This window comes from Mesorhizobium sp. B2-6-2, assembly GCF_006440615.1.
Classification (GTDB): Bacteria; Pseudomonadota; Alphaproteobacteria; order Rhizobiales; family Rhizobiaceae; genus Mesorhizobium.
This window is the reverse complement of the sequence record NZ_VFUG01000005.1, coordinates 329,477-352,859: the sequence shown is the minus strand read 5'-3', so window position 1 is coordinate 352,859 and position 23,383 is coordinate 329,477. Positions and strand designations below refer to the sequence as shown.

Sequence of the window (23,383 nt, the reverse complement as noted above, 5' to 3'; positions counted from 1 at the left end):
TCGCGCTGGAGAGGCCAGGTTCCGCTCGACCGGCTGTTCTGGCGCGATATGCTGCTGGTCGGGACCATTCTGAACATCGCCTCCTCGGCGCTGGCGCTGGTCCTGCTCGGGTTGAAGCTGCCGCTCTGGCTGGTGCTGGCGGTGCATTTCCTCCCCGTTCCCTACACCATCTTCCTGACGGTCGCCGTCTGGCGGACCGCGGAGAAGGTCGGGGGTTTCAAGGCGCAGCTGATGATGCTTGGTTCCGCGCTCTGGCTGATCGCAACGGTCGTTGTGTAGAGCCGGATGGAGCATGAAAAAGGGCGGCCGAGGCCGCCCTTTGCGAAGACTGGAAGCCCAGATCAGGCCGCAGGCTCGAAGCGCAGCGCCACGCCATTGATGCAGTAGCGCAGGCCGGTCGGCGGCGGGCCGTCCTCGAAGACATGGCCGAGATGGCTGCCGCAGCGCGCGCAATGGCATTCGGTGCGCACCATGCCGTAGCTGCGGTCGACGGTGGTCTCGATCGAGCCCGGGACCGGATCGTTGAAGCTCGGCCAGCCGGTGCCGCTCTCGAACTTCAGCTTGGATTCGAACAGCGGCTGGTCGCAGCCGACGCAATAGAAGGTGCCGGCGCGCTTCTCGTAGAGCAGGGCGCAACTGCCGGGGCGCTCGGTGCCGTGGTTGCGCATCACGGCATACTGCTCCGGCGTCAGCCGGGCGCGCCACTCGGCATCGGTGCGGGTGACCGGATAGGCGTGGGTGTCCATGAAATCTCCTCGGCCTTGGCGGCTCGTTGTTGCTTGCAAAGGATATTCGCCCAAACATAGGCATCTGTTACAAAAGCCGCCAGTGAAAGCGAGCGAGTGGCATTGCACACGGATTTGACGGTCGGTTCTGTTGGCGTTGGCAGGTGGCACGCGTTGGAGATTGGCCGAAACGCCCACCACGTCGTCATTCCAGGGCGGAGCAGGAGCGAAGCTCCGCCGCGAAGACCCTCTTATGACCGTGGTCAAGAGTGATGGACGAAGTTTTCCGCCCCATGTCCTTTGTCACAGGTTTGTCCTTCGTTGATGGGCAGCACGGGGACGGGATGGGCCTTGAGACGACGGTTGATCCAACTCTTATCCGCGGATTGGTTACCGCACTTCCGTAATTCGTCTTGGGCTTTCCCTGTCTGGATTCGGGCGTTGGACCGTGGGTCCAGCCACATAGGGTCTACGGGAATTCCCACCGTGGCCACATCCCGTCGCCGTGCTGCCCGGTTTTTCTGCCGGAGATCCGGCGCGGGCAGAGCCCTCAATCCGGCGGCGCCCGCGCCAAGGGGACGCTTGCCGGGATCCTGATCTTCAATGCAGGAGCGCACTGCATCTCAACGCACCGGTTCGACCTGGTGGCCGATGGCCCACAGGAACGCCGCCATCTCGCGGGCGATCGCCGCAACGACGATGGGGGTCTTCTTGCCCGCCCCCGTCAGGCGCCGGTAGCGGCCGCAAAGCCGGGTCTGTGCCTTCCAGGCGATCTCGCGCACGGCCTTCGGCAGGCCTTCGAGGCGGGCGCGAATGGGTTCCGTCACCCGAGCCGGATAGCGATAGCTCCAGGCGCCCTCGACCAGGACGCGGCGGGCGCGGCGGTTGCCGGCCAGCGTCAGACCGCCGCGCTTGACCGTGTCGCCGGTTGAGCGCTCCGAGGGCACCAGGCCCAGAAAGGCCATCAGCTGGCGCGGATTGTCAAAGCGGCGGACATCACCGACTTCGCTGACGAAAGTGACGGCGACGATGAAGGACACACCACGCAGCGCCTGATAGCCCGCCACCACCGGCGCCATCGACCAGCTCGGCACCAGCTCGGCCAGCTTGGCATCGAGCCGCTCCAGCCGAGCCTGCGCATCGGTGATCACGTCGATCTGGTCCTGGAAGACGATCTGCTGGGCCGGATGATCGAATTTCTGCGCCGCCAGCCAGCGGGCATGTGCCAAGCTCCAATTCTTGTGGCCGCTAAAGACCCGGCCATGGCGCAGCAGGAAGGACAGCAGTTGTTGGCGCTTCTTGCGCAGATCTCGCTCGCCGTGGACCGCACCCGCACCAGATCGCGCACCGCCTCATGCACCGCGTCGGGAACCCAGATCCCCTTTAACTCGCCGGCCCGCAAAAGCCGCGCCAGGCTGACCGCATCGCGCCGGTTCGTCTTGACGCGTTCGCCCTGGCGCTTGGGGATCAGCGACGGCGCAACGACATCGCAGCGGTGGCCGAGCGCGACGATCTGGCGGTAGAGCCCGTAACCGGTCGGGCCGGCTTCATAGCAGAAATGCAGGCGAGAATGCTTTTGCTCCAGCTTGCGCACGAACCGCTCCACCGCCGCCGGCGTCGCCTCGATCTCGCCGAAGAAGCGGACCTCCCCCTCTCGGCCACCCTCGGCAATCGCAATCGCGTGCTTGGCTTTCGACACATCGACACCGACGTAAAAAACATTATCTTTCGTCATGGCCCGTCCTTTCTTCGCTTGGGGCTCGGCTCGGGCACTCCCCGAAGCAACCCCCGTTTGCTTTACAGCTGCAAAGACTAAGGACGGGCCGCCGCCCAGACCACGGTCATAACGTCTGGAATCCATGCCGTTACCTTTGCCAAGGCGTGCAACGGAGCAGAATTCTGCACCGTGGCGGCGCTGCCAAGTCACGGCATTCTATGGTCTGCACCGCGTCGCTTCGCTCCTTGCTCCGCCATAGAATGACGACGTTGGGGCGGCTTCAACCAATCCCCGGCGTTTGCGCTGATTTCACCCAAATGAACGGAAATCTTGCACCAAGACAACGGCAACCTCTCAAAATCGCTGTGTCGGGGAACTAGTGCCTGCGCGACAACTGCCTGGTCGCAGCTTCAAGCCCGGCCAATGTCAGCGGGAACATGCGGCCGCCGAAGATGTCGCCGATCAACTGGATTGAGTGCGTGTAGCGCCAGTTCTTCTCGGCTTCGGGATTGAGCCATATCGCGTTCGGCCATTGCTGCAACAGGCGGGCCAGCCACACACTCCCGGCCTCCGGATTCCAGTGCTCGACCGAGCCGCCCGGATGGGCGATCTCGTAAGGGCTCATCGAGGCATCGCCGACGACGATCACCTTGTAGTCCGGCCCGTATTTGTGGATGAGATCGAAGGTCGGGATCGTCTCGGCCAGCCGCCGGCGGTTGTCCTTCCAGACGCGCTCGTAAAGGCAATTGTGGAAGTAGAAATATTCGAGCTGGCGGAACTCGGCGCGCGCGGCCGAGAACAGTTCCTCGACGCCGCGTATATGATCGTCCATCGAGCCGCCGACGTCGAAGAACATCAGGAGCTTCACGGCATTGCGCCGCTCGGGCCGCGTTTTGACGTCGAGATAGCCGTGCTCGGCGGTGGCGTGGATGGTGCCTGGCAGGTCGAACTCCTCCTCGGCGCCCTCGCGCACCCAGCGGCGCAGCCGCTTCAGCGCCACCTTGATGTTGCGGGTGCCGAGCTCGACGGTGTCGTCGAAGTTCTTGAATTCGCGCTTGTCCCAGACCTTCACCGCGCGGCGATGGCGGCTTTCATGCTGGCCGATGCGTACGCCTTCAGGGTTGTAGCCATAGGCGCCGAAGGGCGAGGTGCCGCCGGTGCCGATCCATTTCGAGCCGCCCTGGTGGCGCCCCTTTTGCTCCTCGAGGCGCTGCTTCAAGGTCTCCATCAGCTTCTCGAAACCGCCAAGCGCTTCGACCAGCTTCTTTTCCTCCTCGCTCAGGTGCTTTTCGGCCAGCCGGCGTAGCCATTCTTCCGGGATGTTGGCGACATTGACGGCGTCGGGCCCGCCAAGCGCTTCGACGCCCTTGAAGACATGCGCAAACACCTGGTCGAAACGGTCGATATGACGCTCGTCCTTCACCAGGGCCGTGCGCGCCAGGTAATAGAAAGCCTCGACGTCATAGTCGACGAGCCCGGCCCCCAGCCCTTCCAGCAGCGACAGATATTCCCTGAGCGAAACAGGAACCCGCGCGGCTTTCAGTTCGAGGAAGAAGGGGATGAACATCAGTCCCTTATAGCAAATCGTACTCGATGAATCCGGTCCGCCGCGCCACGCCGTCGTAGAGCCGGCGCGCCGTGGCATTGGTCTCGTGCGTCATCCAGTAGACGTTCTTGACGCCGATCTTGCCGGCCTCGTCCTGCACCGCTTTGATCAGCGCCGCGCCCACGCCTTTGCCGCGCACCTCCGGATCGGCGAACAGATCCTGCAGGTAGCAGTTGTTGACCAGTGACCAGCAAGAGCGATGATAGAGGTAGTGGGTCAGCCCAACCGCTTTGCCGTCGAGCGTGGCGATGAAACCTTTCGGCTCGAATTCGCCTGCCGTGAACAAACGCTTCCAGGTGACGTCGTAGACCTCGTCCGGCAGCTTGGTCTCGTAGAAGGTGAGGTAGGCGGTCCACAGGCGCCGCCAGTCGGCGTGGTCGGACTGCGTGAACGGGCGAATGGCGATCTCGGACATCTTTTCTCCTCCAGGGCTTTCGGTCCGAAGCTGCGGCAGCGACCGATTGCCGGCAACGGTCCACAGCCGGGGAAAGCGCTATTGCTGCTGCCGTCTGGCCATGAAGGCCAGACGCTCGAACAGGTGCACGTCCTGCTCGTTCTTCAACAGCGCGCCATGCAGCTTCGGCAGCATGTTCTTGGGATCGGCGCGCAGGTCCTCGGGCGCGATGTCGTCGGCGACCAGCAGGCGAATCCAGTCCAGCGCCTCGGAGGTCGACGGTTTCTTCTTCAGGCCCGGCACATCGCGGATCTCGTAGAACTGGCTCAGTGCCGCCTGCACCAAATTCTGCTTGATGCCGGGGTAGTGCACCTCGACGATCCGGTGCAGCGTGTCGACGTCGGGGAAGCGGATATAGTGGAAGAAGCAGCGGCGCAGGAAGGCATCCGGCAGTTCCTTCTCGTTGTTCGAGGTGATGATAACGATAGGCCGGAACTCGGCGCGGATCGTCTCGCCGGTCTCGTAGACGAAGAACTCCATCCGGTCGAGCTCCTGCAGGAGGTCGTTGGGGAATTCGATGTCGGCCTTGTCGATCTCGTCGATCAAAAGCACGACCTTCTTTTGCGCAGCGAACGCATCCCACAGCTTGCCGCGCTTGATGTAGTTGGCGATGTCGTTGAAGCGTTCGTCGCCGAGCTGGCTGTCGCGCAGCCGCGAGACGGCGTCATATTCGTAGAGGCCCTGCTGCGCCTTGGTGGTCGATTTGACGTTCCATTCGATGAACTCCAGCCCAAGTGCCGACGCAACCTGGCGGGCAAGCTCGGTCTTGCCGGTGCCGGGCTCGCCCTTGACCAGCAAGGGCCGCTCCAGCGCGATCGCGGCGTTGACTGCAACCATCAGATCCTTGTCGGCGACATAAGCCGCAGTGCCTTCGAAACGCATCTTTTCTCCTGTCCGTGCGGCGGACCGTAAGGAGGCTGGACGGGCCGCGCAAGGGCGGTTGCCGGACAGCTTCCCATCGAGACGGTCCGCAAGACGAATTATGCGCAAATGGTGACCCGTTTCTCTGGCGCACGGCTAATCATCGGCCTATATTTGTTGGCGGCGGTCTGCGCTTCCCGGCAGGAGAAACTTATCCCCGGGGCCTTATCGATCCTTAGGGAGCTGTCCCTGGGAAGACCCGTGGGTTTTCTCACACGGCGCCCACCTACTTTGTAGGCACCCGGGATCGACCTCTCCACCGGTTGTGTGGATCGTCGCTCTCCCGTTTTCGGGAGACAATCGTCTTCTCTCTGTTTTGACGCATTCCAGGAAAACCACGGCGCACTTTTTCTGGAATTGCGCTAGAAAGCGCCGCTCCTAAATCTCCATCCAAATCTGGCCTTTTCTAGCGTCGGCGCATGTCACCTTCCAAAGACCTGAAAAAACAGCTTCGCAAGGAGGCGTTGGCGCGCCGGGACGCGCTCGACGAGTTCTGGCGCGTCGAGATAGCGCTCGAAATGGCCGAGACCGCGAAGGAAGAAGTCGACTTCGAGCCTGGCCGGGTGGTCTCGGGCTTCTGGCCGATGCGCTCGGAGGTCGATGTGCGGCCGCTGATGTTCGCGCTGCGCGAAAAGGGCGCCAGGCTCTGCCTGCCGGCGATCCTCGACAAGACCACGATCGTCTTTCGCGAGCTGGTGCGCGGCGCGCCGATGGTCGAGATGGGATTCGGCACGGTCGGGCCGCATGAAGAGGCGGAAGTGCTCGACCCGACGCTGATGCTGGTGCCGCTCGCCGCCTTCGATGGCCGCGGCCACCGTATCGGCTACGGCGCCGGCTATTACGACCGCGCCATTGCCAGGCTTGCCGATAAGGGCATCACGCCGAGGCTGATTGGCATCGCCTTCGACTGCCAGGAAGTCGAGCGGGTGCCGGATGAGAACCATGACGTCATCATTCCGGAAATACTGACCGAAAGCGGATTGCGCCGGTTCGCGACTTGACGCGGGCGCCCACCTGGCAAATACTACTGAATTCCAGTAGGCTGGCATGCTTGAATTCGAATGGGACGACCAGAAGGCGACGAGCAATCTTGCCAAGCACGGTGTGGCATTTGCGGATGCCAAACGCTTGTTCGACGACATCCATGCTCTGCATTATTCGGATCGCTCCATGGATTACGAAGAGGAGCGCTTCATTGGCATCGGAATCGTCAATGGATTGGTGCTGACGGTGGTTTACACCGAACGCGGCGACCTAATAAGACTGATCTCCGCCAGAAAGGCGACGCGCCATGAGCAGAAAGCATATGACCAAGCACGCAGGGACTGAATCCGATTGGGAGCGTCTGCGTAGCATGAGCGACGCGGAGGCGGAGGCCGGCGCCCTGGCGGACAAGGACAATCCGCCGATTGGCACGGATCGGCCGGGCATGGCGCGTGTCGCGCGTGTCAAAGTCATCCGTCGGGCCTTGCATCTCACCCAAGAGGAGTTTTCGGTTCGCTATCGCATTCCGCTCGGCACGCTGAGAGACTGGGAGCAGGGCAGAACAGAGCCGGACCAGGCGGCACAGGCCTATTTGCAGGTCATCGCCAAGGAGCCGGAAACGGTGTCGCGGGCGCTCGGTACGCGTAGCGCCGCATGAGACTTCTCTTCCTCGGCGACATGGTTGGCAAGACGGGGCGCACGGCAGTCTGGGAACAGCTGCCGGGGCTGATTTCCGATTTCAAGCTCGACTTCGTCATCGTCAATGGCGAGAACGCGGCCGGCGGCTTCGGCATCACCGAGGAGATCTTTCGCGAGACGCTCGCGGCGGGCGCGGATGTCGTCACAACCGGCAACCACGTCTGGGACCAGCGCGATGCGCTGATCTTCGCGCCGCGCGAGGAGCGTTTCCTGCGTCCCTCCAATTTTCCCAGGGGCACGCCCGGCCGCGGCTCGGGCGTCTACATTGCCCGCAATGGCGCGCGTGTGCTGGTCGCCAACATCATGGGGCGCGTCTTCATGCATCCCGAGCTCGACGACCCTTTCCAGGCCGGCGAGCGTGAGCTTGCCGCCTGCCCGCTCGGCGAGCAGGCCGATGCGGCCATCATCGATTTCCACGCCGAGGCGACCTCGGAGAAGATGTGCTTCGCGCATTTTGTCGACGGACGCGCCAGCCTGGTGGTCGGCACGCATACGCACCAGCCGACCGCCGACCATCAGATCCTCAATGGCGGCACCGCCTATATTTCGGACGCCGGCATGTGCGGCGACTATGATTCCTCGCTCGGCATGGACAAGGAAGAACCGCTGAACCGGTTCCTTTCCAAGGTACCGAAGGGCCGTTTCGAGGCGTCGTCAGGACCCGCGACGCTCTGCGGCGTCGGCGTCGATATTTCCGATCGCACCGGGCTTGCCGAGAGAATCGCGCCGTTTCGTCGCGGACCGCGGCTGGAAGAAACGGCGCCGTCCTTCTGGTCGTGACATTGATATAAGCGAGATCAATACCTAACTGGCGACGAAACCTGCGAAAACTGCTCTAGATCGTAGAGGGGACGACCTTCATGCAGCTTGTCGAATTTCTGGCGCCGCACTTTGATTTTGTTTCCGATCCGACCGCGTGGGTCGCGCTTTTGACGCTGGTGGTGCTCGAGATCGTGCTCGGCATCGACAATCTGATCTTCATCTCTATCCTGACCAACAAGCTGCCGGAGGCGCAGCGCGCCCGCGCCCGCCGGCTGGGCATTTCGGCGGCGCTGATCATGCGCCTGATCCTGCTCGCCACGATCTCGATCATCGTGCAATTGACGACGCCGGTGTTCACCGCCCTCGGCCACGGCTTTTCATGGCGCGACCTGATCCTGATCGCCGGCGGCCTGTTCCTGGTCTGGAAGGCGACCAAGGAAATCCATCACACGGTCGACCCGCAGGATCATCAGGACACGATGGTCGGCGGTACGCTGCAGATGAGCCTTGCCGGCGCGATCTTCCAGATCCTCCTGCTCGACCTCGTCTTCTCGATCGATTCCATCATCACTGCCGTCGGCATGACCGACGAAATCGCCATCATGTATATCGCGGTGATCGTGGCGGTGAGCGCGATGATGCTGGCGGCGACGCCGCTTGCCAATTTCATCGCCAAGAACCCCTCTATCGTCATGCTGGCGCTGGGCTTCCTGTTGATGATCGGCATGACGCTGATCGCCGACGGCATGGGCTACCATGTGCCCAAGGGCTACATCTACGCCGCCATGGGTTTTTCCGCGCTGGTCGAGGGCCTGAATATGCTGGCACGGCGGCGTAAGAGGCAGGGGCCGGGCGAGGGGCATTGAGGCTGGCACAACTTCGTCATTCTAGGGCGGAGCGACGCGACGCGGAGCGCAGACCCTAGAATCCATTCCGTTACCCACGCCGAAGAATGCAGCGGAGCAGAATTGAGTAACGGCTGAGTGTCAGCTGTCGAACGCCTGGGGTATTCATCATCCTGAGACGCGGCGGAACGTCGGCGTCACGGCATGGATGCTAGGGTCTGCGCGCGTCGCTTCGCTCCTTGCTCCGCCCTAGCATGACGAATTCATTCTACACCCTTCGGGTGACGGTCGCCGATCAGGCCGAGCGCCAGGCCCTGTTCCAGCCATGCCTTGGCGCCGGCAAGCACCAGCGCGAAGCCGCCGGTGGATTCGACAGCCTGCTTCACCTGCTCATCGGCGGAACCGGCGAAGCCGAAATTGCGGACTTCGAGGAAGGTCGCTTCATCCGGCATTTCGGTGAATGTCCAGACGACGGTGGTCGGCGGATCGCTCCACCGCATGATGATCTTCTCGTTGGGGACGATCTCGCTCACCTCGACCTTGGTCGAGACGCCATACATGCGCCATTCCCATTCGACCGGCTTGTCCTCATCCAGGCGACCGCTGGAATGGGTAAACCAGAATTTCGTGGTGAGCGCCGGATCGACGATCGCTTCGAACACCTCAGCGACCGGCCGACGGATCAGCATGGCGGTTTCGGCGATGGGAGGTTCTCTGAGCTCCATACGGTTCTCCTTTCCGGCAGGATTCACCAGGCGTCCGGCTCACGCACCGGGTGAATGATGTTGGCCGGGTTGGTGATCCGGCCGCCACGAAAGCCTTCACCCAAAGGCTCTATTGCGTCGCAGCGCACGACCCCGACCTTGGCAAGATGCGAGGCCGCGCTCTTGAAGTCCGGTGTGAAAAGCTCCAGCCAGATTTCAGCCTGGCTCATCATCGGCGCCTCGTCGATCCAGAGGCGATTGGGACCAAGTTCGAAACCGATCGCCGGCGCCTTGGCCGTAAACGGCTTCAGTCCTACAACATCGCGATAGAAGGCGATCGTTGCCTCGTATTGGTGCGAGGGCACCTTCATGGCGATGTTGATGCAGCCGGTAATCTCGGTGTCCATTGCCGATCCTCTTGATTGCGTTGGATGTCGTTACGGCAGGTTGATCTGCCAAGAGACGCCGAAGCGGTCGTTGAGCCAGGCGAAACGCTGGCTGAAGCCGTAATTGCCGGTCGGCATTAGGAAGCCGCCATCCTTGGAGAGAACGCCGACGATGCGCTCGAGCTCCTCTTCGGACGAGCAGTCGACAAAGAAGGAAAAGGACGGCGTGAAGGTGAAGGCGTGGTGGACGGGGCTGTTGTAGATCCTGACCTCGACGCCGCCGATCAACGCGCGCGCCAGCTTGAGCGTTCCTTCCGCCCCGTCCTCGCCCGAGCCGTAGCGCGTGATGTCGAGCACACGGCTCTCCGGAATGGTCTCGCAATAGAGGGCCATGGCCTCCTCGGCCTTTCCCTCGAACATCAGGAATGGCGTTGCTTTCGTCATCGGGCGACCTCCTCCTGCCGGATATCGGGACCTCGGGCTTAGATGTTGGTCTCGTTGGCCGGCTCGCCCTTCATCTCGCTGCGGTAGTAGCCGTCGCGCAGATTGATGCCATATTCGAGATAGGCCTTCATGCAGGCCAGCATCTGCGACCAGCCCTCGCAATTGAGGTAGGATTTCTTCAGGCCGGCCTCGCCTTCATGCCAGCCGGACTCGGCGATGGTGACGAAAGTGCCGCCGTCCTCCAGTGGCTCGAAATTCATCTCGATGCGGGTCTTGTAGGCGGGCTTGCCGTCGGCGTCTGTCGCGTCCCAGCGCAGCACGATGCGCTTGTCCTTCGTTACCTCGTCGACCTCCACCGGCGCTGCCTTCCACCAGGTGACGGTGGTGCCGGCGACAAGCGGCGCCGAGGCGCCGCCGATGGTGGTGAAATAGCCGCTGAGCTTTTTCGGATTGACGACCGCGTCGAAGACTTCGGCGACCGGTTTGCCGATGCGCCCGGAAATCCTGAAACCAAGGGACATATCCACAGCTCCTTCCTTGCCGCCTGAAACGATATGTTATAGAAATATAACATGTCAAGTCAAACCTGCGGCGACCATGTTTTCAAGGCCTTGGCGCATCCGCGCCGGCGTGAATTGCTGGATCGCCTGAAGGATCAGCCGCAGACCACCGGCGCGCTGTGCGAGGCGTTCCCGGATATGGACCGCTGCACGGTGATGATGCACCTGAAAGTCTTGGAGGAGGCCGATCTGGTGGTGGCGAGGCGCGAGGGACGCGAGCGCTGGAACCACCTCAATGCACTGCCGATCAAGCAGATCCACGACCGCTGGATCAGCCAGTATGCCGGCCACGCCATCAGCATTCTCGATCGGCTGAAATCCGATCTGGAGGGGTGAACGGCCCTCTTAGGCGTTGGCATCACGGTGCGTCTGGACGAATTGAGCCGATTTATCTATAAGCCGGCCATTCCGACAAAGAGCGCCGCGCGCCTTCGCAGGCATGCCCGGGGCGTTCTGAAAATTTGAATTCGAGCATTTTGCGGATGGCGAGCGGTCTCGCTTCGCGCCGCGGTGCTCTAGCCGAACACGACAGGGGTGCCATGGCTGGCCATTCGCAGTTCAAGAACATCATGCACCGCAAGGGTCGCCAGGACGCGGTGCGGTCGAAAATGTTTTCCAAGCTGGCGCGCGAAATCACCGTCGCCGCCAAGACCGGGACGCCCGATGTATCGATGAACCCCAGGCTTCGCCTCGCCGTGCAGAACGCCAAGGCGGTGTCGATGCCGAAGGATAACATCCAGCGCGCCATCAACAAGGCGTCCACGGGCGACGGCGAGAACTACGAGGCGGTGCGCTACGAAGGCTACGGCCCCGGCGGCGTGGCGCTGATCGTGGAAGTGCTGACAGACAACCGCAACCGCTCGGCCTCCAATGTGCGCGCCGCCTTCACCAAAGCCGGCGGAGCGCTCGGCGAAACCGGCTCGGTGTCGTTCATGTGGAACCGTGTCGGCGAGATCTATTATCCGGCCTCGGCCGGCAGCGCCGACAAGGTGATGGAAGCCGCGATCGAGGCCGGTGCCGACGACGTGGACTCGGACGAGGAAGGCCACACCGTCTATTGCGCCTTCGAGAATCTCGGCGACGTTTCGAAGTCGCTCGAGGCGGCGCTCGGCGAGGCGGAATCGGTCAAGCCAATCTGGCAGCCGCAAAACAACGTCCCGGTCGACGAAGAGCGGGCGCAGTCGCTGATGAAGCTGGTCGCCACCCTCGAGGACGATGACGACGTGCAGAGCGTCTACGCCAATTTCGAGGTCGACGATGAGACGATGGCCAAGCTCAGCGCGGCCTGACCGGCCACACGACACGACATGAGCGAGAAGCCGCTGCCCGTCATCCGCATCACCTACTGCACGCAGTGCCAGTGGCTGCTCAGAGCCGGCTGGATGGCGCAGGAGCTGCTCTCGACCTTCGGCACCGATCTCGGCGAAGTGACGCTGGTGCCGGGCACCGGCGGAATCTTCACTATTTCCTGCAACGATCAGCTCATCTGGGAGCGCAAGCGCGACGGCGGTTTTCCGGACGCGGCAAGGCTCAAGCAGCTGGTTCGCGATGTCATCGATCCGGAGCGGGATCTCGGCCACGCCGATCGCAAGGATCGTAAGACCCCGCCTGATTGAACTGACCCCCGAGAGTTGGACGCAATCTTCGGGGGTTTTGCATTCGCGGGCCGCCGTCTTCAGATCAATGCCATGATGAAGCAAGCCATCGCCATGATCGCGGTGACCGTGCGGACGTGATTCCACATTACCCACTCGCTCAGATGGTTCGCCCACACGGCGGCGCCGTTGGCGCTGGCAGGATCGACGGCGGCTAAAGCGTCATTGAGTGGCACGTTGAAGACCATGGTCACGATCGGATTGCCGACGAAATAGATCACGGCACCGGCAAGCAGCCAGTAGGAGCCGGACTGGCTCCAGCCGAAGAAAACGCCGGCAATCAACACGAGGCAGATGAGGCCGGTGCCGAACAGCGCCGTCATGAAGGTCGGCGTGATCACCGTCACGTTGATCGAATTCATCGCGGCGATGCCGCTTGGGACGGGCAGCCGGGCAAGTGCTGCCATGACGAAATTCGAGAAGGCGAAGAAGACGCCGCCGACGACGCCGGAGCCGATCGCGGCGACAAAGGTGAGGGTGGGAAGAAGTTTCATCATCTCAGTTGCTCCAATGCCGGGTTTTGCTCGATTCAAAATGCGAGTAATCCTCATATTTGCAAAATGTGATAAACCCTCGTATTTTGTGAGTCAAGTCGGTTTCGGAGAATCGCCTGGAGAGAGCCATGGACGGAAAAGTCACCGCCAAGCCGGATCAGGCGGCAATCGCTTCGCCGCGCCGGTCGCCGAGCCAGCAGCGCAGCCGCGAGCGGGTCGAGCGCATGCTTGCCGCCGCCTCGGCCTTGATTGCCGAGCAGGGTAGCGATGCTATGCGCATGGGCGAGGTGGCGGAACGGGCCGGCGTGTCGATCGGCTCGCTCTACCAGTTCTTCCCGGACAAGCGGGCGATCGTCTGGGCGCTGGCCGAGCGCTACACGGCCGAAAGCCAGGCCTGCATTTCCGCGGCGCTTGAGGATGTCAGCGATGCTGAAGGCCTGCGCAGGTCGTTTTCGGAGCTGGTCGATATCTACTACCAGCTGTTCCTGGCCGAGCCGGTGATGCGCGACATCTGGTCGGGCACGCAAGCCGACAAGGCGCTGCGCGAATTGGAGCTCGCCGACAGCCGCGCCAATGCCGATTTCCTGCTCGCGGTGCTGAAGCGGATTCGCCCCGATGCCGATCCGATCGAATTGGAGACGGCCGCGTTTCTCGTCTGGCAGATGGGTGAGGCCGCAGTGCGGCTGGCGATCTCGGTCGAGCGGGACGAGGGCGACAGGCTGATCGCGGCTTACAAGCGCATGGCGCTGAGGGAGCTGGTGGGCGAGTAGGTTGTTTCTTGCCGGAACTGGCAACAAAAAACCCGCCACGAAGGCGGGTTTTGATCTGCGACAAAGCGGATGAAGGCTTAGAGGCCGAAACCTTCGAAGCGCTTCTTGAATTTCGAGAGGCGGCCGCCGCGGTCGAGCAGGGTCTGCTGGCCGCCGGTCCAGGCCGGGTGCGTGGTCGGGTCGATGTCGAGGTTCATCGTGTCGCCTTCCTTGCCCCAGGTCGAACGGGTCTGGTATTCGGTGCCATCGGTCATGACGACCTTGATGGTGTGGTAGTCGGGATGGATATCGGCCTTCATTGTCGTGTTTCCTGGCTGCCGGCGCTGGCAACGGGCCTGAAGGCCTGCGTCGATGCGCCCCTTTTTAAAACTCGAAGCCGCAGCTAATGAAAAGCCACGGCTTCTAAAACGGTCGGCGAGCCTATACATCAGCCGGAATTGAATCACAAGGCCGCGGCAGGCGCATATTGAAGCGCGGTCCCGCCAAGCGGCCAGAGGAAACGCTCATGGCGGAAATCGGTGGCAGCGCAAGCGAGCGCAGACGCTCGGTCCGGCCGCTCCGCAGCCTCTTTCCGTACGTTACCCGCTACCGGAAGCTGGTAATAGGCGCCGTCATCTCGCTGATCGTGGCGGCGGTGACGACGCTTGCCTTGCCGATGGCCGTGCGGCGCATGATCGACCATGGTTTCCAGGCCGCTAGCTCCACCTTCATTGCGGAATATTTCGCGGCGCTGGTTCTGATGGCGGCCTTGCTGGCGGCCGCTTCGGCCAGCCGCTACTATTTCGTCATCACGCTCGGCGAGCGGGTCGTGGCCGACATACGCCGCGACGTCTTTTCGCATGTCACGACGCTGTCGCCGGCGTTTTTCGATCGCGCGCATTCCGGCGAGATCGTGTCGCGGCTTGCCGCCGACACCACGCAGGTGAAGTCGGCGGTCGGCGCAACCGCCTCGGTCGCGTTGCGCAATCTCATCCTCGGCCTCGGCGCGGTGGCGATGATGGTCGTCACCAGTCCGAAACTTTCCGGCCTGGTCATTGCAGCCATTCCGGTGATCGTGCTGCCGCTGGTCGCCTTCGGCCGCTCGGTGCGGCGCAAGTCCCGGCAAGCGCAGGACACGCTCGCCGAGGCCACCGCCTATGCCAGCGAGCAGATCGGCGCGGTGCGCACGCTGCAGGCCTTCACCAACGAAAAGCTCGTCACCGGCCGCTTTGCAGACGCTGTCGACGCCGCATTCGAGGCGGCACGGGCCTCGGTGTTCGCACGCTCGTTCCTGACCTTCTTCGCCATCTTCATGATCTTCTCCTCGGTGGTCGCGGTGCTGTGGTTCGGTTCGCGCGACGTGCTTGCCGGCACGCTGTCGCCGGGCACGCTCGGCCAGTTCCTGCTCTATTCGGTGTTTGCCGCCGGCGCGCTCGGCGCGCTGTCGGAGGTCTGGAGCGAGCTGTCGCAGGCGGCGGGCGCCGCCGAGCGGCTGACGGAGATCCTGGCAGAGACGCCGGCGATCCTGCCACCCGCCGATCCTTTGCCATTGCCGGCCAAGGCGAAAGGCGCCATCAGTTTCGACGACGTCTCCTTCTCCTATCCGGCACGCCCGGACCGTGCCGCCGTGCACGGCCTGAGCTTCCAGGTGAAGCCTGGCGAGACAGTGGCGATTGTCGGGCCTTCGGGCGCAGGAAAAAGCACCGTCTTCTCACTGATCCTGCGCTTCTACGATCCCGAGGGCGGGCGCATCGTCATCGACGGCGTCGATGTGCGCGAGGCCGACCCCGCCGCCATCCGCGAGCGCATAGCCATCGTGCCGCAGGACGTCACCATCTTTGCGGCGAGCGCTGCCGACAACATCAGCTTTGGCCGGCCGGGCGCCAGCGAGGCCGAGATCGAAGCGGCGGCGAAGGATGCGCTTGCCGATGAATTCATTCTAAAACTCGACAAGGGCTATGACAGCCAGGTCGGCGAGCGTGGCGTGACGCTGTCCGGCGGACAGCGCCAGCGCATCGCGATTGCGCGGGCCATCCTGCGCGACGCGCCGATCCTGCTGCTCGACGAAGCGACCTCGGCGCTCGACGCCGACAGCGAGACGCTGGTGCAAAAGGCGCTGGAGCGGCTGATGCGCGGCCGCACCACCATCGTCATCGCGCACCGGCTGGCGACTGTGCTCAAGGCCGACCGCATCCTGGTCATGGACGGCGGGCGCATCGTCGAGGAAGGCACGCATCAGAGCCTGGTCGCCAAGGGCGGCATCTACACGCGGCTCGCCAAGCTGCAGTTCGAGACCGGAGCCAGCGCCTTCAAGGGCGCGGCGGAGTAGGCACGCCGCACCCAGCTGGTTTCGACCCGCGGGTCAGTTGCCGTAGCGCCTGCTCAAGTGCTCGGTGAAGTAAGCGGCGTTGAGCTTCTCGCCGGTGGCGCGCTCGAGCAGGTCCGGCGTTGACCAGCGCGAGCCTTGCGACCAGATCTTTGCGCGACGCCACTCATTGATGGCGTTGAAATCGCCCTTGGCGAGGTCCTGGTCGGCGGACGGATGCTCCCTGGTCAGAGCCGCCCATTGCTGCGCGGCCATCATGGCGCCCAGCGTATAGGAGGGGAAATAGCCGAAGGCGGCGCCCGGCCAGTGCACGTCCTGCATCGGGCCGTCGGCCGGATTGTCGATGGTCGAAAGCCCGAGATAATCGCGCATCTTCGCGTCCCAGGCCTCGGGCAGGTCGGCGACCTCCAGCCGGCCGGACACGAGCTCCTGCTCGAGCTCGTAGCGCAGGATGACATGCAGCGGATAGGTGACTTCGTCGGCGTCGACGCGGATCAGGCCGCGCTCGACATGGTGGACATGCGGCAGGATGTCGTCGATCGACCAGGCTTCGCCGAGATGTTTCTCGACCACCGGCAGCGCCCAGCGCCAGAAGGCCGGGTTACGGCCGATCTGCTTTTCGACAAACAGGCTCTGGCTCTCATGCACGGCCATGCCGCGTGCTTTGCCGAGCGGCCAGTGCGACCAGGCTTTCGGCAGGTTCTGCTCGTAGAGGGCGTGGCCGGTCTCGTGCAGCACGCCCATCAGCGCCGACAGGAAGTCGAAGGTCTTATAGCGGGTGGTGATGCGCACGTCGGTCGGCACGCCGCCGCAGAAGGGATGATGCGATACCGACAGCGAGCCGTGGGTGAGGTCGAAGCCGACGGCAGCCATCATGGCAAGGCCGAGCTCGCGCTGGCGCTCGACGGCATAGCTGCCGGAGAGCGGCTTTCGCGGATGCTTTGCCAGCCGCGCATCCTGCACGGCCAGCGCGTGCGGCAGGAAGTCGCGCAGGAAGGTCTTCAGCTCGGCAAACACCGGTGTGATGTCGGCGGCGCGGTTGCCGGGATCGTACTGTTCCATCAGCGCGTCATAGGGAGCTAGGCCGAGGGCGTCGGCGCGCAGCGCCGCTTCCTCGCGCACCAGGGTCACGACGCCTTCCAGCGCCGGCAGGAAGCCGGCCCAGTCGTTCTTGGCGCGCAGGTCGCGCCAGAGCTGCTCGGAGCGCATGCGCGCCACCGTCTGGCGCTCGACGAACTCGACCGGCAGGCAGGTGAGGTTGGTGTATTGGCGGCGCAGTTCCCGCACCGCCGCCTGCTGCTCTTCGCCGAGCGGCTCGGCTTCGGCCGCCGAAATCCAGTCGCCGATCTCGGGCGCTGTGGCCTGGCGGTGCAGCATGCCGGCAAGCGAGGACATCGCCTCGGCGCGCTTCTCGCCGCCGCCGACCGCCATATGCGTCGCTTCGTCGGCGCCGAGGATGGCCAAGGCATGCTCCAGCGCTTCGAGCTTGTGGCCGAGTTGGTCGAGTTTGTGGAAGGACATGGCGGGTTCCGGCTGCAAGGGGCTGGCGCGAAAAGATACCAACGCGCGAAGCTTGGCAACCCTGGCTGGCGAGTCGAGGGTCAGCCTATCTTGCGCGGCGGCGTCGGCGTGTGGTCAATGCTTGTCCGAAGGACGGAGGGGACAATGGTCGGCAATATCCTGGTCGGGCTGGTGGCGCTGATCCACTGCTATATCGTCTATCTTGAGATGGTGTTGTGGGACACGCCGCGCGGCCGCAAGGCGTTCGGACTGGCGCCGGAATTCGCCAGCGCCTCGAAGGTGCTTGCCGCCAACCAAGGTCTCTATAACGGCTTTCTCGCCGCGGGCCTGATCTGGGGCCTCTATCTCGGCGCCGGCGGGTTCCAGATCAAGATGTTCTTCCTGCTCTGCGTCGCCATTGCCGGCCTCTACGGCGCGGCGACCGTCAGCCGCAAGATCCTGTTCATCCAGACGGCGCCGGCGGTGCTCGCCATCGTCGCGCTTTGGCTCGGCCTGTAATCGAAGCACGGCGCGATCGAAAAAGGGCGCCCTCGGGGCCAGGTCCCGCGGGCGCCAGGTCGTCCCTTCCTCTGCGATCGGAGCAAATGCTCTAGCCGTTCGGGTAATTCCCGCCGTCGGAACCGTCGCCCATCATGAAGCTGCTGCCGGTGTCGTTCATCAGTCTCTGGTCGACATTGTCGAGCCTGCGCAGCAGGTCATGATATTGCGCGGACGGTATCCTGCCGTGATCCGAAGCCGCGACATGTTGCGCGGCCTGACTGATATGCGCCGCACGCGTATGCAGGTGCTGCGCTTCCGAGGCCGAGATGCTGTTCGCTTCGCGGGCGTCGGTGATGCCCTGGTTCACGCCCTGGATCTGCTCGATCAGGCTCGTCACGCGTGGTCCGGTCATAGCGGTCGGATCGGGTGTGTCCAGGGCGCCGCCCCTGTGATGCCCGGCCGCATAGGCGCCGGCGAGCGGAGCCGCGATCAGAACCGCAGCGAGGGTTGCTGTCTTGAGAGATGTTGAAACGCGCATGGCGGCGCATCCTCCTACCAGGAAGGGAGCGGCCGCGCCGCTTCGTCTTCCGACCTTTCGGGCCGTCCGGTTCCGTCGCGTCGCGATGCGAGGCATCGCCGGCGGACCCCGGCCCTGCGCGGCAAGTTAGGTGCGTCGATTTGCGATGTGTAATTAAAAAAAGATAATGTTTTCGGCGCTTGTCGCGGCGACTTGGCGCTCTAAGTATTCAGCCGACAAACAACTCCCCGTGACTTGGCGTGATGATAGCTCACCGTTCGGTGAGCTTCAGTTCAATGCGGCGGTTCTTGCTGCGCGCCTCGTCGGTGTCGGCAGGGTCGAGCGGCTGGAACTCGCCGAAGCCGGCGGCCACCAACCGGTTGGCCGGCACGCCGTTCTCGATCAGGAACTTCACCACCGAGGTGGCGCGCGCGGTCGACAGCTCCCAGTTGTCGCGATAGCGGCCGGTGCCGGACAGCGGCTTGTTGTCGGTATGGCCGTCGACGCGCAGTACCCAGCTGATCTCGGGCGGGATTTCCTTCTGCAATTCGATGATGGCGTCGGCGAGCTTCTTCATCTCGACCTTGCCGGCGTCGTTGATCACGTCGGAGCCGGTCGGGAACAGCACCTCCGACTGGAAGACGAAGCGGTCGCCGACGATGCGGATGTTCTCGCGGTCGGCGAGGATCTCGCGCAGCCGGCCGAAGAAGTCGGAACGATAGCGGTTGAGTTCCTGCACGCGCTGCGCCAGCGCGACGTTCAGGCGCCGGCCGAGATCGGCGATCTTGGTGTTGGAGTCGCGGTCGCGCTGCTCGGAGACGTTGAGCGCGTCTTCCAGCGCGCCGATCTGCTTGCGCAGCGCCGCGATCTGCTGGTTGAGGATCTCGACCTGGCTCAGCGCCTGCTGGCTGATCTGGCGCTGGTTGCTGAGCTCGCCGGACAATGCGGTGGCGCGCTGGTTGGCGGCATCGCCGGCGCCGGCGCCTTGTTCCAGCAATTGCTGGAGCCGGCTCTTTTCCGCTTCCGCCGCCGACAGCGAGGCCTGCAGATTGGCGAGCGAGTCTTCCTTGTCCTGCGAATTCGAGCGCTCGAGCGCGAGCAACTGGGTCAGCTCGTTGATCTGCGAGTTGAGCCGGTTGAGAACCGTGTCCTTGCCGGAGATCTCGCGGCTGAGCAGGAACTGCGCCAGCACGAAGACGGTGAGCAGGAACATGATCGCCAGCAGCAGCGTCGACAAAGCGTCGACGAAGCCCGGCCAATAGTCGATGCGGCGGTCGGCGCGCCGTCTTGCCAGCGCCACGTCAGTGGACCCCTTGCTTCTTCAGCGCGTCGGCGATCTTTTCCAGCGTGTTGCGCATGGCCTTCTGCTCGTCGGACTGGGCTTCGACCCAGTCGCGCATGATCTGCTGCTCGGAGCGCATGTTCTTCACCAGCCCCGAGATGCCGTCGGCAAGATTGGCCATCGCGGTGGCGACGCGCGGATTGGAGCCGCCGCCATTCTCCTGCAGGCTGCGCAACCGCTCCGACAAGAGCCGGATGTCCTCGGAGGATTCGGCTGTTTTAGACGTCTCAGACACGACGATGTCCGACGACAGATCGGTGACCGAAGACAGCCAGTTCTCGAGCTCGGTGTAGAAGCGGGTCTGGGCGCGGCCGGCCTGCAGGTCGAGGAAGCCGAGCACCAGGGAGCCGGAAAGGCCGAACAGCGAGGACGAGAACGCGGTGCCCATGCCGGCGAGCGGCGCCGACAGGCCTTGCTTGAGCGCATCGAGCACGGCGGCGGCATCGCCGGTGCCTGGGTCCAACGCCTCGATCGTCTCGCGGATCGAGGCGATGGTGTTGAGCAGGCCCCAGAAGGTGCCGAGCAGGCCGAGGAACACAAGCAGGCCGACCAGATAGCGCGAGGTGTCGCGGCTCTCGTCGAGGCGGGTGGCGATGGAATCCAGCATCGTGCGCATCGAGGAGGTCGAAAAAGCGATCGTCGACGAGCGGCCGATCATCGCCTTCATCGGCGACAAAAGCACCGGCTCGGTGGTTTCAGAGCCGGCACGGAAGGAATTGACCCAGCGCACCTCGCGAAACAGCCGCCCGACCTGGGCGAAGGCAAGCAGGATGCCGACCGCCAGCACGCCGACGATCAGTCCGTTGAGGCCCGGATTGCTGGAGAAGGCGGTCGAGATCTGGCGGGTGAGGATGGCGGCGATGAAAGCGACGATGATCAGGAAGATCACCATGGTGAGCAGGAAGACCTGCGGGCTCGACAGCTTGTGCGGATCATAGACCAGGACGTCCGATCGCCTGCCGAAGGATCTGAGAAAAGCCATCCGTGCCCCGTTTCCGATGCCACCGCCGCAGAATTGCCGCGACTCTAAACGGAATTGTGACCAAATTGAATGGCGCTTGGCAATATCGCCGGCACTTGCTTGTTTTGGCGCAATTCCGAACGGAACGCCACGGCCGAGGCCCCGGACTTAGCCGCTACGCACTTTCCCGAAATTGCTCCAGGGCTAGAACCGGTTGACGACGAGGCAGTCGACCATGGCGGCCAGATGGAGACCGGCGCCGGTGACGACGAAGCCGTGCCAGACGGCATTGTGAAAGCGCAGGCCCTTCCAGGCGAAGAAGACGACGCCGCAGGAATAGACGATGCCGCCGGCGACAAGCAGCGCGACCGCGGTCGTCGGCAGCGTCTCGACCAGCGGTCCGGCGAGCACGACGCCGCTCCAGCCGATGGCGAGATAGAAGACGATCGCCAGCCGGTCGTACCGGCCGGGCAGGAACATCTTGATGGCGATGCCGGCCGCCGCCGCGCTCCACACGATGACGATCATGGGCAGCGCCAGCGGCGAGTTGTCGAGCTGGGCGAGGAAGGGCGTGTAGGTGGCGGCGATCAGGAGATAGATCGCGGCATGATCGAAGCGGCGCAGGATCCATTTCGCCGGCCATGAGACCGGCCACAGATTATAGGCCAGCGAAACCGAGAGCACGGTGAGCAGCGACACCACATAGAACACTGCGGCGACATATTCGCCGGGGCCCGAGTGGAAGGCGGCCAGGGCCAGGAAAGTCGAGCCGGCGGCGATCGCCAGAACGATGCCCACTGCGTGGACGATGCCGTCGGCGATCATTTCGGCGCGCGAATAGTGCCAGCGCCCGACAAAGGGGATTTCAAGCTGTGTATCTGGATGCGCGTCGTTCATGAATGATCCTGCAACCCTAATCTGGGCAGTCGCGGACCAGTATTTCAAGCTTCGGTTGCGGTTTTGCGACTAAAGCAGCGCGTCCTTTCGACGCAAAGAACGCCTTAAGCGCGTCGCGCTGGACCGGATTGAGGCGACGCGCTTTAAATCTTTGTTTTGATGCATGTCGTTGTCCCAGAACCGCTGCACACTTCTGGACGACATGCATTGGTCAGCGAGCGGCCAATGGCTTCTTGACGGTTTTCAGCAGCGCGCGCTGGATGAGTTCGTTGCCGGCGACCACCTCGCCGCTGTCCAGCATGCCCTGTCCGCCATCCATGTCGGAGACGAAGCCGCCGGCTTCGCGCACCAGAAGAATGCCGGCGGCGATATCCCAGGACGACAGGCCGGTTTCCCAGAAACCGTCCATGCGCCCGGCCGCGACATAGGCGAGATCGAGCGCGGCGGAGCCGAGGCGGCGGACGCCGGAGACTTCGGCCATGACGTTGCGCAGCTCGATCAGGAAATTGCCGTGCTGGCCGCGGCCGAGATGCGGAACGCCGCAGCCGATCACCGCGTCGGTCAGCTTAGAGCGGCCGGCAACACGCAACCGCCGGTCGTTCATGAAGGCGCCGCCGCCGCGCTCGGCCGTGTAGAGCTCGTCCATCGCCGGATTATAGACGACGCCGGCGACGATCTGGCCCTGGCGCTCGAGTGCGATCGACACCGAGAAGACCGGGATGCCGTGCAGGAAGTTGGTGGTGCCGTCGAGCGGGTCGACGATCCAGCGGTGCTGAGCGTCCTCGCCTTCGACGGCGCCGCGCTCCTCCATCAGGAAGGCATAGCCCGGCCTCGCCTTGGAAAGCTCGGCGAAGACGATCTCTTCGGCCTTGCGGTCGGCCTGGCTGACATAGTCGCCCGGGCCTTTCATCGAGACCTGCAGGTTCTGCACCTCGCCGAAGTCGCGCGACAACGAGCGACCGGCCTTCATGGCAGCCTGGACCATGACGTTGAGGAGAGCGGAACGCGCCATTTTTTCTTCCTGCTTTCTTGCCGTTAATCCGCGCGGCGCACGTAGGTGATTTCGTTGGTGTCGACGATGATGCGCTCGCCGGCCGAGATGAAGGGCGGCACCAGCACGCGGACGCCGTTCTCCAGCACCGCCGGCTTGTAGGAGGAGGCGGCCGTCTGGCCCCGCACCACCGGGTCGGCCTCGGTGATGGCCAGCGTCACCTGGTCGGGCAGCGAAATGCCGATCGGCCGCTCCTCGTAAAGCTGCACCGTCACCATCATGCCGTCCTGCAGGAAGGCGGCGCGCTCGCCGACGAAGTCCTTCGCCAGTTCGAGCTGCTCGTAGCTTTCGGTATCCATGAAGACCAGCGCGTCGCCCTGCTCGTAGAGGAACGAAAAATCCTTCAGGTCGAGCCGGATCTGCTCGACGGTTTCGGCCGAGCGGAAGCGCTCGTTGAGCTTGGTGCCGTTGATCAGGTTCTTCAGCTCGACCTGATTGTAGGCGCCGCCCTTGCCCGGCTTGACGGTGTTGGTCTTGACCGCCACCCAAAGCCCGCCATCGTGCTCGATGACATAGCCGGGACGGATTTCGTTGCCACTGATCTTGGCCATGATGAACTGATCCGGAATGAGATTTTTCTGGC

Annotated in this window: 29 protein-coding genes, 1 other RNA gene and 1 pseudogene; 13 read left to right on the top strand and 18 right to left on the bottom strand. The window is 63.5% G+C overall.

Annotation, left to right across the window (positions count from 1 at the left end):
* The first annotated feature begins 33 nt into the window (after positions 1-33).
* Positions 34-279, top strand: a complete 246-nt coding sequence (locus FJ419_RS14270) for a hypothetical protein (RefSeq protein WP_140693534.1) — start codon at positions 34-36, stop codon at positions 277-279.
* A 62-nt stretch (positions 280-341) separates the two neighbouring features.
* On the opposite strand, the gene msrB is transcribed toward FJ419_RS14270, so the two are convergent.
* The 5 genes and pseudogenes from msrB to FJ419_RS14240 form a co-directional block, all read right to left on the bottom strand.
* Entirely contained in the window at positions 342-746 is a 405-nt protein-coding gene (msrB, locus tag FJ419_RS14265; protein ID WP_040991646.1) for a peptide-methionine (R)-S-oxide reductase MsrB, read from the bottom strand.
* Between the two features lie 602 nt (positions 747-1,348).
* A pseudogene (locus tag FJ419_RS14255) lies at positions 1,349-2,460 on the bottom strand (IS110 family transposase).
* A 358-nt stretch (positions 2,461-2,818) separates the two neighbouring features.
* On the bottom strand, positions 2,819-4,009 hold the full coding sequence (locus tag FJ419_RS14250; protein ID WP_140693526.1) for a VWA domain-containing protein: 1,191 nt from the start codon (positions 4,007-4,009) through the stop codon (positions 2,819-2,821).
* Between the two features lie 7 nt (positions 4,010-4,016).
* Positions 4,017-4,463 (bottom strand): GNAT family N-acetyltransferase, encoded by a 447-nt coding sequence (locus tag FJ419_RS14245; RefSeq protein ID WP_140693521.1) that lies wholly within the window; start codon positions 4,461-4,463, stop codon positions 4,017-4,019.
* 78 nt (positions 4,464-4,541) lie between these two features.
* Complete coding sequence (locus tag FJ419_RS14240) at positions 4,542-5,384, bottom strand: MoxR family ATPase (RefSeq protein ID WP_140693518.1); 843 nt, start codon at positions 5,382-5,384, stop codon at positions 4,542-4,544.
* A gap of 161 nt (positions 5,385-5,545) precedes the next feature.
* On the opposite strand from FJ419_RS14240, the gene ssrS reads away from it, so the two are divergent.
* From ssrS to FJ419_RS14210, 6 genes are all read left to right on the top strand, one after another.
* Positions 5,546-5,701: non-coding RNA, 6S RNA (gene ssrS / locus FJ419_RS14235), on the top strand.
* Positions 5,702-5,842: 141 nt separating this feature from the next.
* The gene (locus FJ419_RS14230) at positions 5,843-6,424 is read left to right on the top strand and encodes a 5-formyltetrahydrofolate cyclo-ligase (protein ID WP_140693515.1); all 582 of its coding nucleotides are present in this window, start codon (positions 5,843-5,845) and stop codon (positions 6,422-6,424) included.
* Positions 6,425-6,470: 46 nt separating this feature from the next.
* A complete protein-coding gene (locus FJ419_RS14225) occupies positions 6,471-6,752 on the top strand; it encodes a BrnT family toxin (RefSeq protein ID WP_140693512.1) in 282 nt (93 codons plus the stop codon).
* Positions 6,753-6,777: 25 nt separating this feature from the next.
* Positions 6,778-7,065 (top strand): helix-turn-helix domain-containing protein, encoded by a 288-nt coding sequence (locus FJ419_RS14220; RefSeq protein ID WP_140693509.1) that lies wholly within the window; start codon positions 6,778-6,780, stop codon positions 7,063-7,065.
* Complete coding sequence (locus FJ419_RS14215; protein WP_140693506.1) at positions 7,062-7,886, top strand: YmdB family metallophosphoesterase; 825 nt, start codon at positions 7,062-7,064, stop codon at positions 7,884-7,886. The genes FJ419_RS14220 and FJ419_RS14215 overlap by 4 nt, the downstream gene beginning before the upstream one ends.
* An 80-nt stretch (positions 7,887-7,966) precedes the next feature.
* Positions 7,967-8,734: a TerC family protein gene (locus FJ419_RS14210; RefSeq protein ID WP_140693503.1), complete on the top strand. Its 768-nt coding sequence runs from the start codon at positions 7,967-7,969 to the stop codon at positions 8,732-8,734.
* A 242-nt stretch (positions 8,735-8,976) separates the two neighbouring features.
* Here the strand turns inward: FJ419_RS14210 and FJ419_RS14205 are convergent, their stop codons facing one another.
* From FJ419_RS14205 to FJ419_RS14190, 4 genes are read right to left on the bottom strand one after another with little or no spacing between them, the layout of a single operon-like run.
* Entirely contained in the window at positions 8,977-9,438 is a 462-nt protein-coding gene (locus tag FJ419_RS14205) for an SRPBCC family protein (RefSeq protein ID WP_140693500.1), read from the bottom strand.
* A 23-nt stretch (positions 9,439-9,461) separates the two neighbouring features.
* Positions 9,462-9,824, bottom strand: a complete 363-nt coding sequence (locus tag FJ419_RS14200; protein WP_140693497.1) for a hypothetical protein — start codon at positions 9,822-9,824, stop codon at positions 9,462-9,464.
* A 30-nt stretch (positions 9,825-9,854) separates the two neighbouring features.
* Positions 9,855-10,247: a VOC family protein gene (locus FJ419_RS14195; protein ID WP_140693494.1), complete on the bottom strand. Its 393-nt coding sequence runs from the start codon at positions 10,245-10,247 to the stop codon at positions 9,855-9,857.
* Between the two features lie 38 nt (positions 10,248-10,285).
* Positions 10,286-10,768, bottom strand: a complete 483-nt coding sequence (locus FJ419_RS14190) for an SRPBCC domain-containing protein (protein WP_140693491.1) — start codon at positions 10,766-10,768, stop codon at positions 10,286-10,288.
* 51 nt (positions 10,769-10,819) lie between these two features.
* On the opposite strand from FJ419_RS14190, the gene FJ419_RS14185 reads away from it, so the two are divergent.
* The 3 genes from FJ419_RS14185 (at position 10,820) to FJ419_RS14175 (ending at position 12,423) form a co-directional block, all read left to right on the top strand.
* Entirely contained in the window at positions 10,820-11,143 is a 324-nt protein-coding gene (locus FJ419_RS14185; protein WP_140693488.1) for a helix-turn-helix domain-containing protein, read from the top strand.
* Positions 11,144-11,346: 203 nt separating this feature from the next.
* Positions 11,347-12,096 carry a YebC/PmpR family DNA-binding transcriptional regulator gene (locus FJ419_RS14180; protein WP_140693485.1) on the top strand — a complete coding sequence of 250 codons (750 nt, stop codon included), beginning with the start codon at positions 11,347-11,349 and terminating at the stop codon, positions 12,094-12,096.
* Positions 12,097-12,114: 18 nt separating this feature from the next.
* Entirely contained in the window at positions 12,115-12,423 is a 309-nt protein-coding gene (locus FJ419_RS14175; RefSeq protein WP_140693482.1) for a SelT/SelW/SelH family protein, read from the top strand.
* A 59-nt stretch (positions 12,424-12,482) separates the two neighbouring features.
* Here FJ419_RS14175 and FJ419_RS14170 read toward each other — a convergent pair whose 3' ends face one another.
* The gene (locus FJ419_RS14170) at positions 12,483-12,959 is read right to left on the bottom strand and encodes a DUF1772 domain-containing protein (RefSeq protein WP_140693480.1); all 477 of its coding nucleotides are present in this window, start codon (positions 12,957-12,959) and stop codon (positions 12,483-12,485) included.
* A 125-nt stretch (positions 12,960-13,084) separates the two neighbouring features.
* Between FJ419_RS14170 and FJ419_RS14165 the strand changes: the two genes are divergently transcribed.
* Complete coding sequence (locus FJ419_RS14165) at positions 13,085-13,726, top strand: TetR/AcrR family transcriptional regulator (RefSeq protein WP_140693477.1); 642 nt, start codon at positions 13,085-13,087, stop codon at positions 13,724-13,726.
* Positions 13,727-13,803: 77 nt separating this feature from the next.
* Here the strand turns inward: FJ419_RS14165 and rpmE are convergent, their stop codons facing one another.
* Positions 13,804-14,025: a 50S ribosomal protein L31 gene (gene rpmE / locus FJ419_RS14160; protein WP_027166741.1), complete on the bottom strand. Its 222-nt coding sequence runs from the start codon at positions 14,023-14,025 to the stop codon at positions 13,804-13,806.
* Positions 14,026-14,231: 206 nt separating this feature from the next.
* Here rpmE and FJ419_RS14155 point away from each other — a divergent pair, with 206 nt between their 5' ends.
* A complete protein-coding gene (locus tag FJ419_RS14155; RefSeq protein WP_140693474.1) occupies positions 14,232-16,034 on the top strand; it encodes an ABC transporter transmembrane domain-containing protein in 1,803 nt (600 codons plus the stop codon).
* A 33-nt stretch (positions 16,035-16,067) separates the two neighbouring features.
* On the opposite strand, the gene FJ419_RS14150 is transcribed toward FJ419_RS14155, so the two are convergent.
* A complete protein-coding gene (locus FJ419_RS14150) occupies positions 16,068-17,552 on the bottom strand; it encodes a carboxypeptidase M32 (RefSeq protein ID WP_140693471.1) in 1,485 nt (494 codons plus the stop codon).
* A 144-nt stretch (positions 17,553-17,696) separates the two neighbouring features.
* Between FJ419_RS14150 and FJ419_RS14145 the strand changes: the two genes are divergently transcribed.
* Entirely contained in the window at positions 17,697-18,050 is a 354-nt protein-coding gene (locus FJ419_RS14145) for a DUF1304 domain-containing protein (protein ID WP_140693468.1), read from the top strand.
* Positions 18,051-18,141: 91 nt separating this feature from the next.
* Here the strand turns inward: FJ419_RS14145 and FJ419_RS14140 are convergent, their stop codons facing one another.
* From FJ419_RS14140 to efp, 6 genes are all read right to left on the bottom strand, one after another.
* The gene (locus tag FJ419_RS14140) at positions 18,142-18,570 is read right to left on the bottom strand and encodes a hypothetical protein (RefSeq protein WP_140693465.1); all 429 of its coding nucleotides are present in this window, start codon (positions 18,568-18,570) and stop codon (positions 18,142-18,144) included.
* A 250-nt stretch (positions 18,571-18,820) separates the two neighbouring features.
* Positions 18,821-19,849, bottom strand: a complete 1,029-nt coding sequence (locus tag FJ419_RS14135) for a peptidoglycan -binding protein (protein ID WP_140547078.1) — start codon at positions 19,847-19,849, stop codon at positions 18,821-18,823.
* 1 nt (position 19,850) lies between these two features.
* Positions 19,851-20,873 (bottom strand): MotA/TolQ/ExbB proton channel family protein, encoded by a 1,023-nt coding sequence (locus FJ419_RS14130; protein WP_140634382.1) that lies wholly within the window; start codon positions 20,871-20,873, stop codon positions 19,851-19,853.
* Positions 20,874-21,056: 183 nt separating this feature from the next.
* A complete protein-coding gene (locus FJ419_RS14125) occupies positions 21,057-21,749 on the bottom strand; it encodes a hemolysin III family protein (protein WP_140693462.1) in 693 nt (230 codons plus the stop codon).
* Positions 21,750-21,960: 211 nt separating this feature from the next.
* Complete coding sequence (locus FJ419_RS14120; RefSeq protein WP_140693459.1) at positions 21,961-22,761, bottom strand: inositol monophosphatase family protein; 801 nt, start codon at positions 22,759-22,761, stop codon at positions 21,961-21,963.
* Between the two features lie 23 nt (positions 22,762-22,784).
* Positions 22,785-23,351, bottom strand: coding sequence for an elongation factor P (gene efp / locus FJ419_RS14115; protein WP_140545972.1), 567 nt, complete (start codon positions 23,349-23,351; stop codon positions 22,785-22,787).
* Positions 23,352-23,383 lie beyond the last annotated feature (32 nt).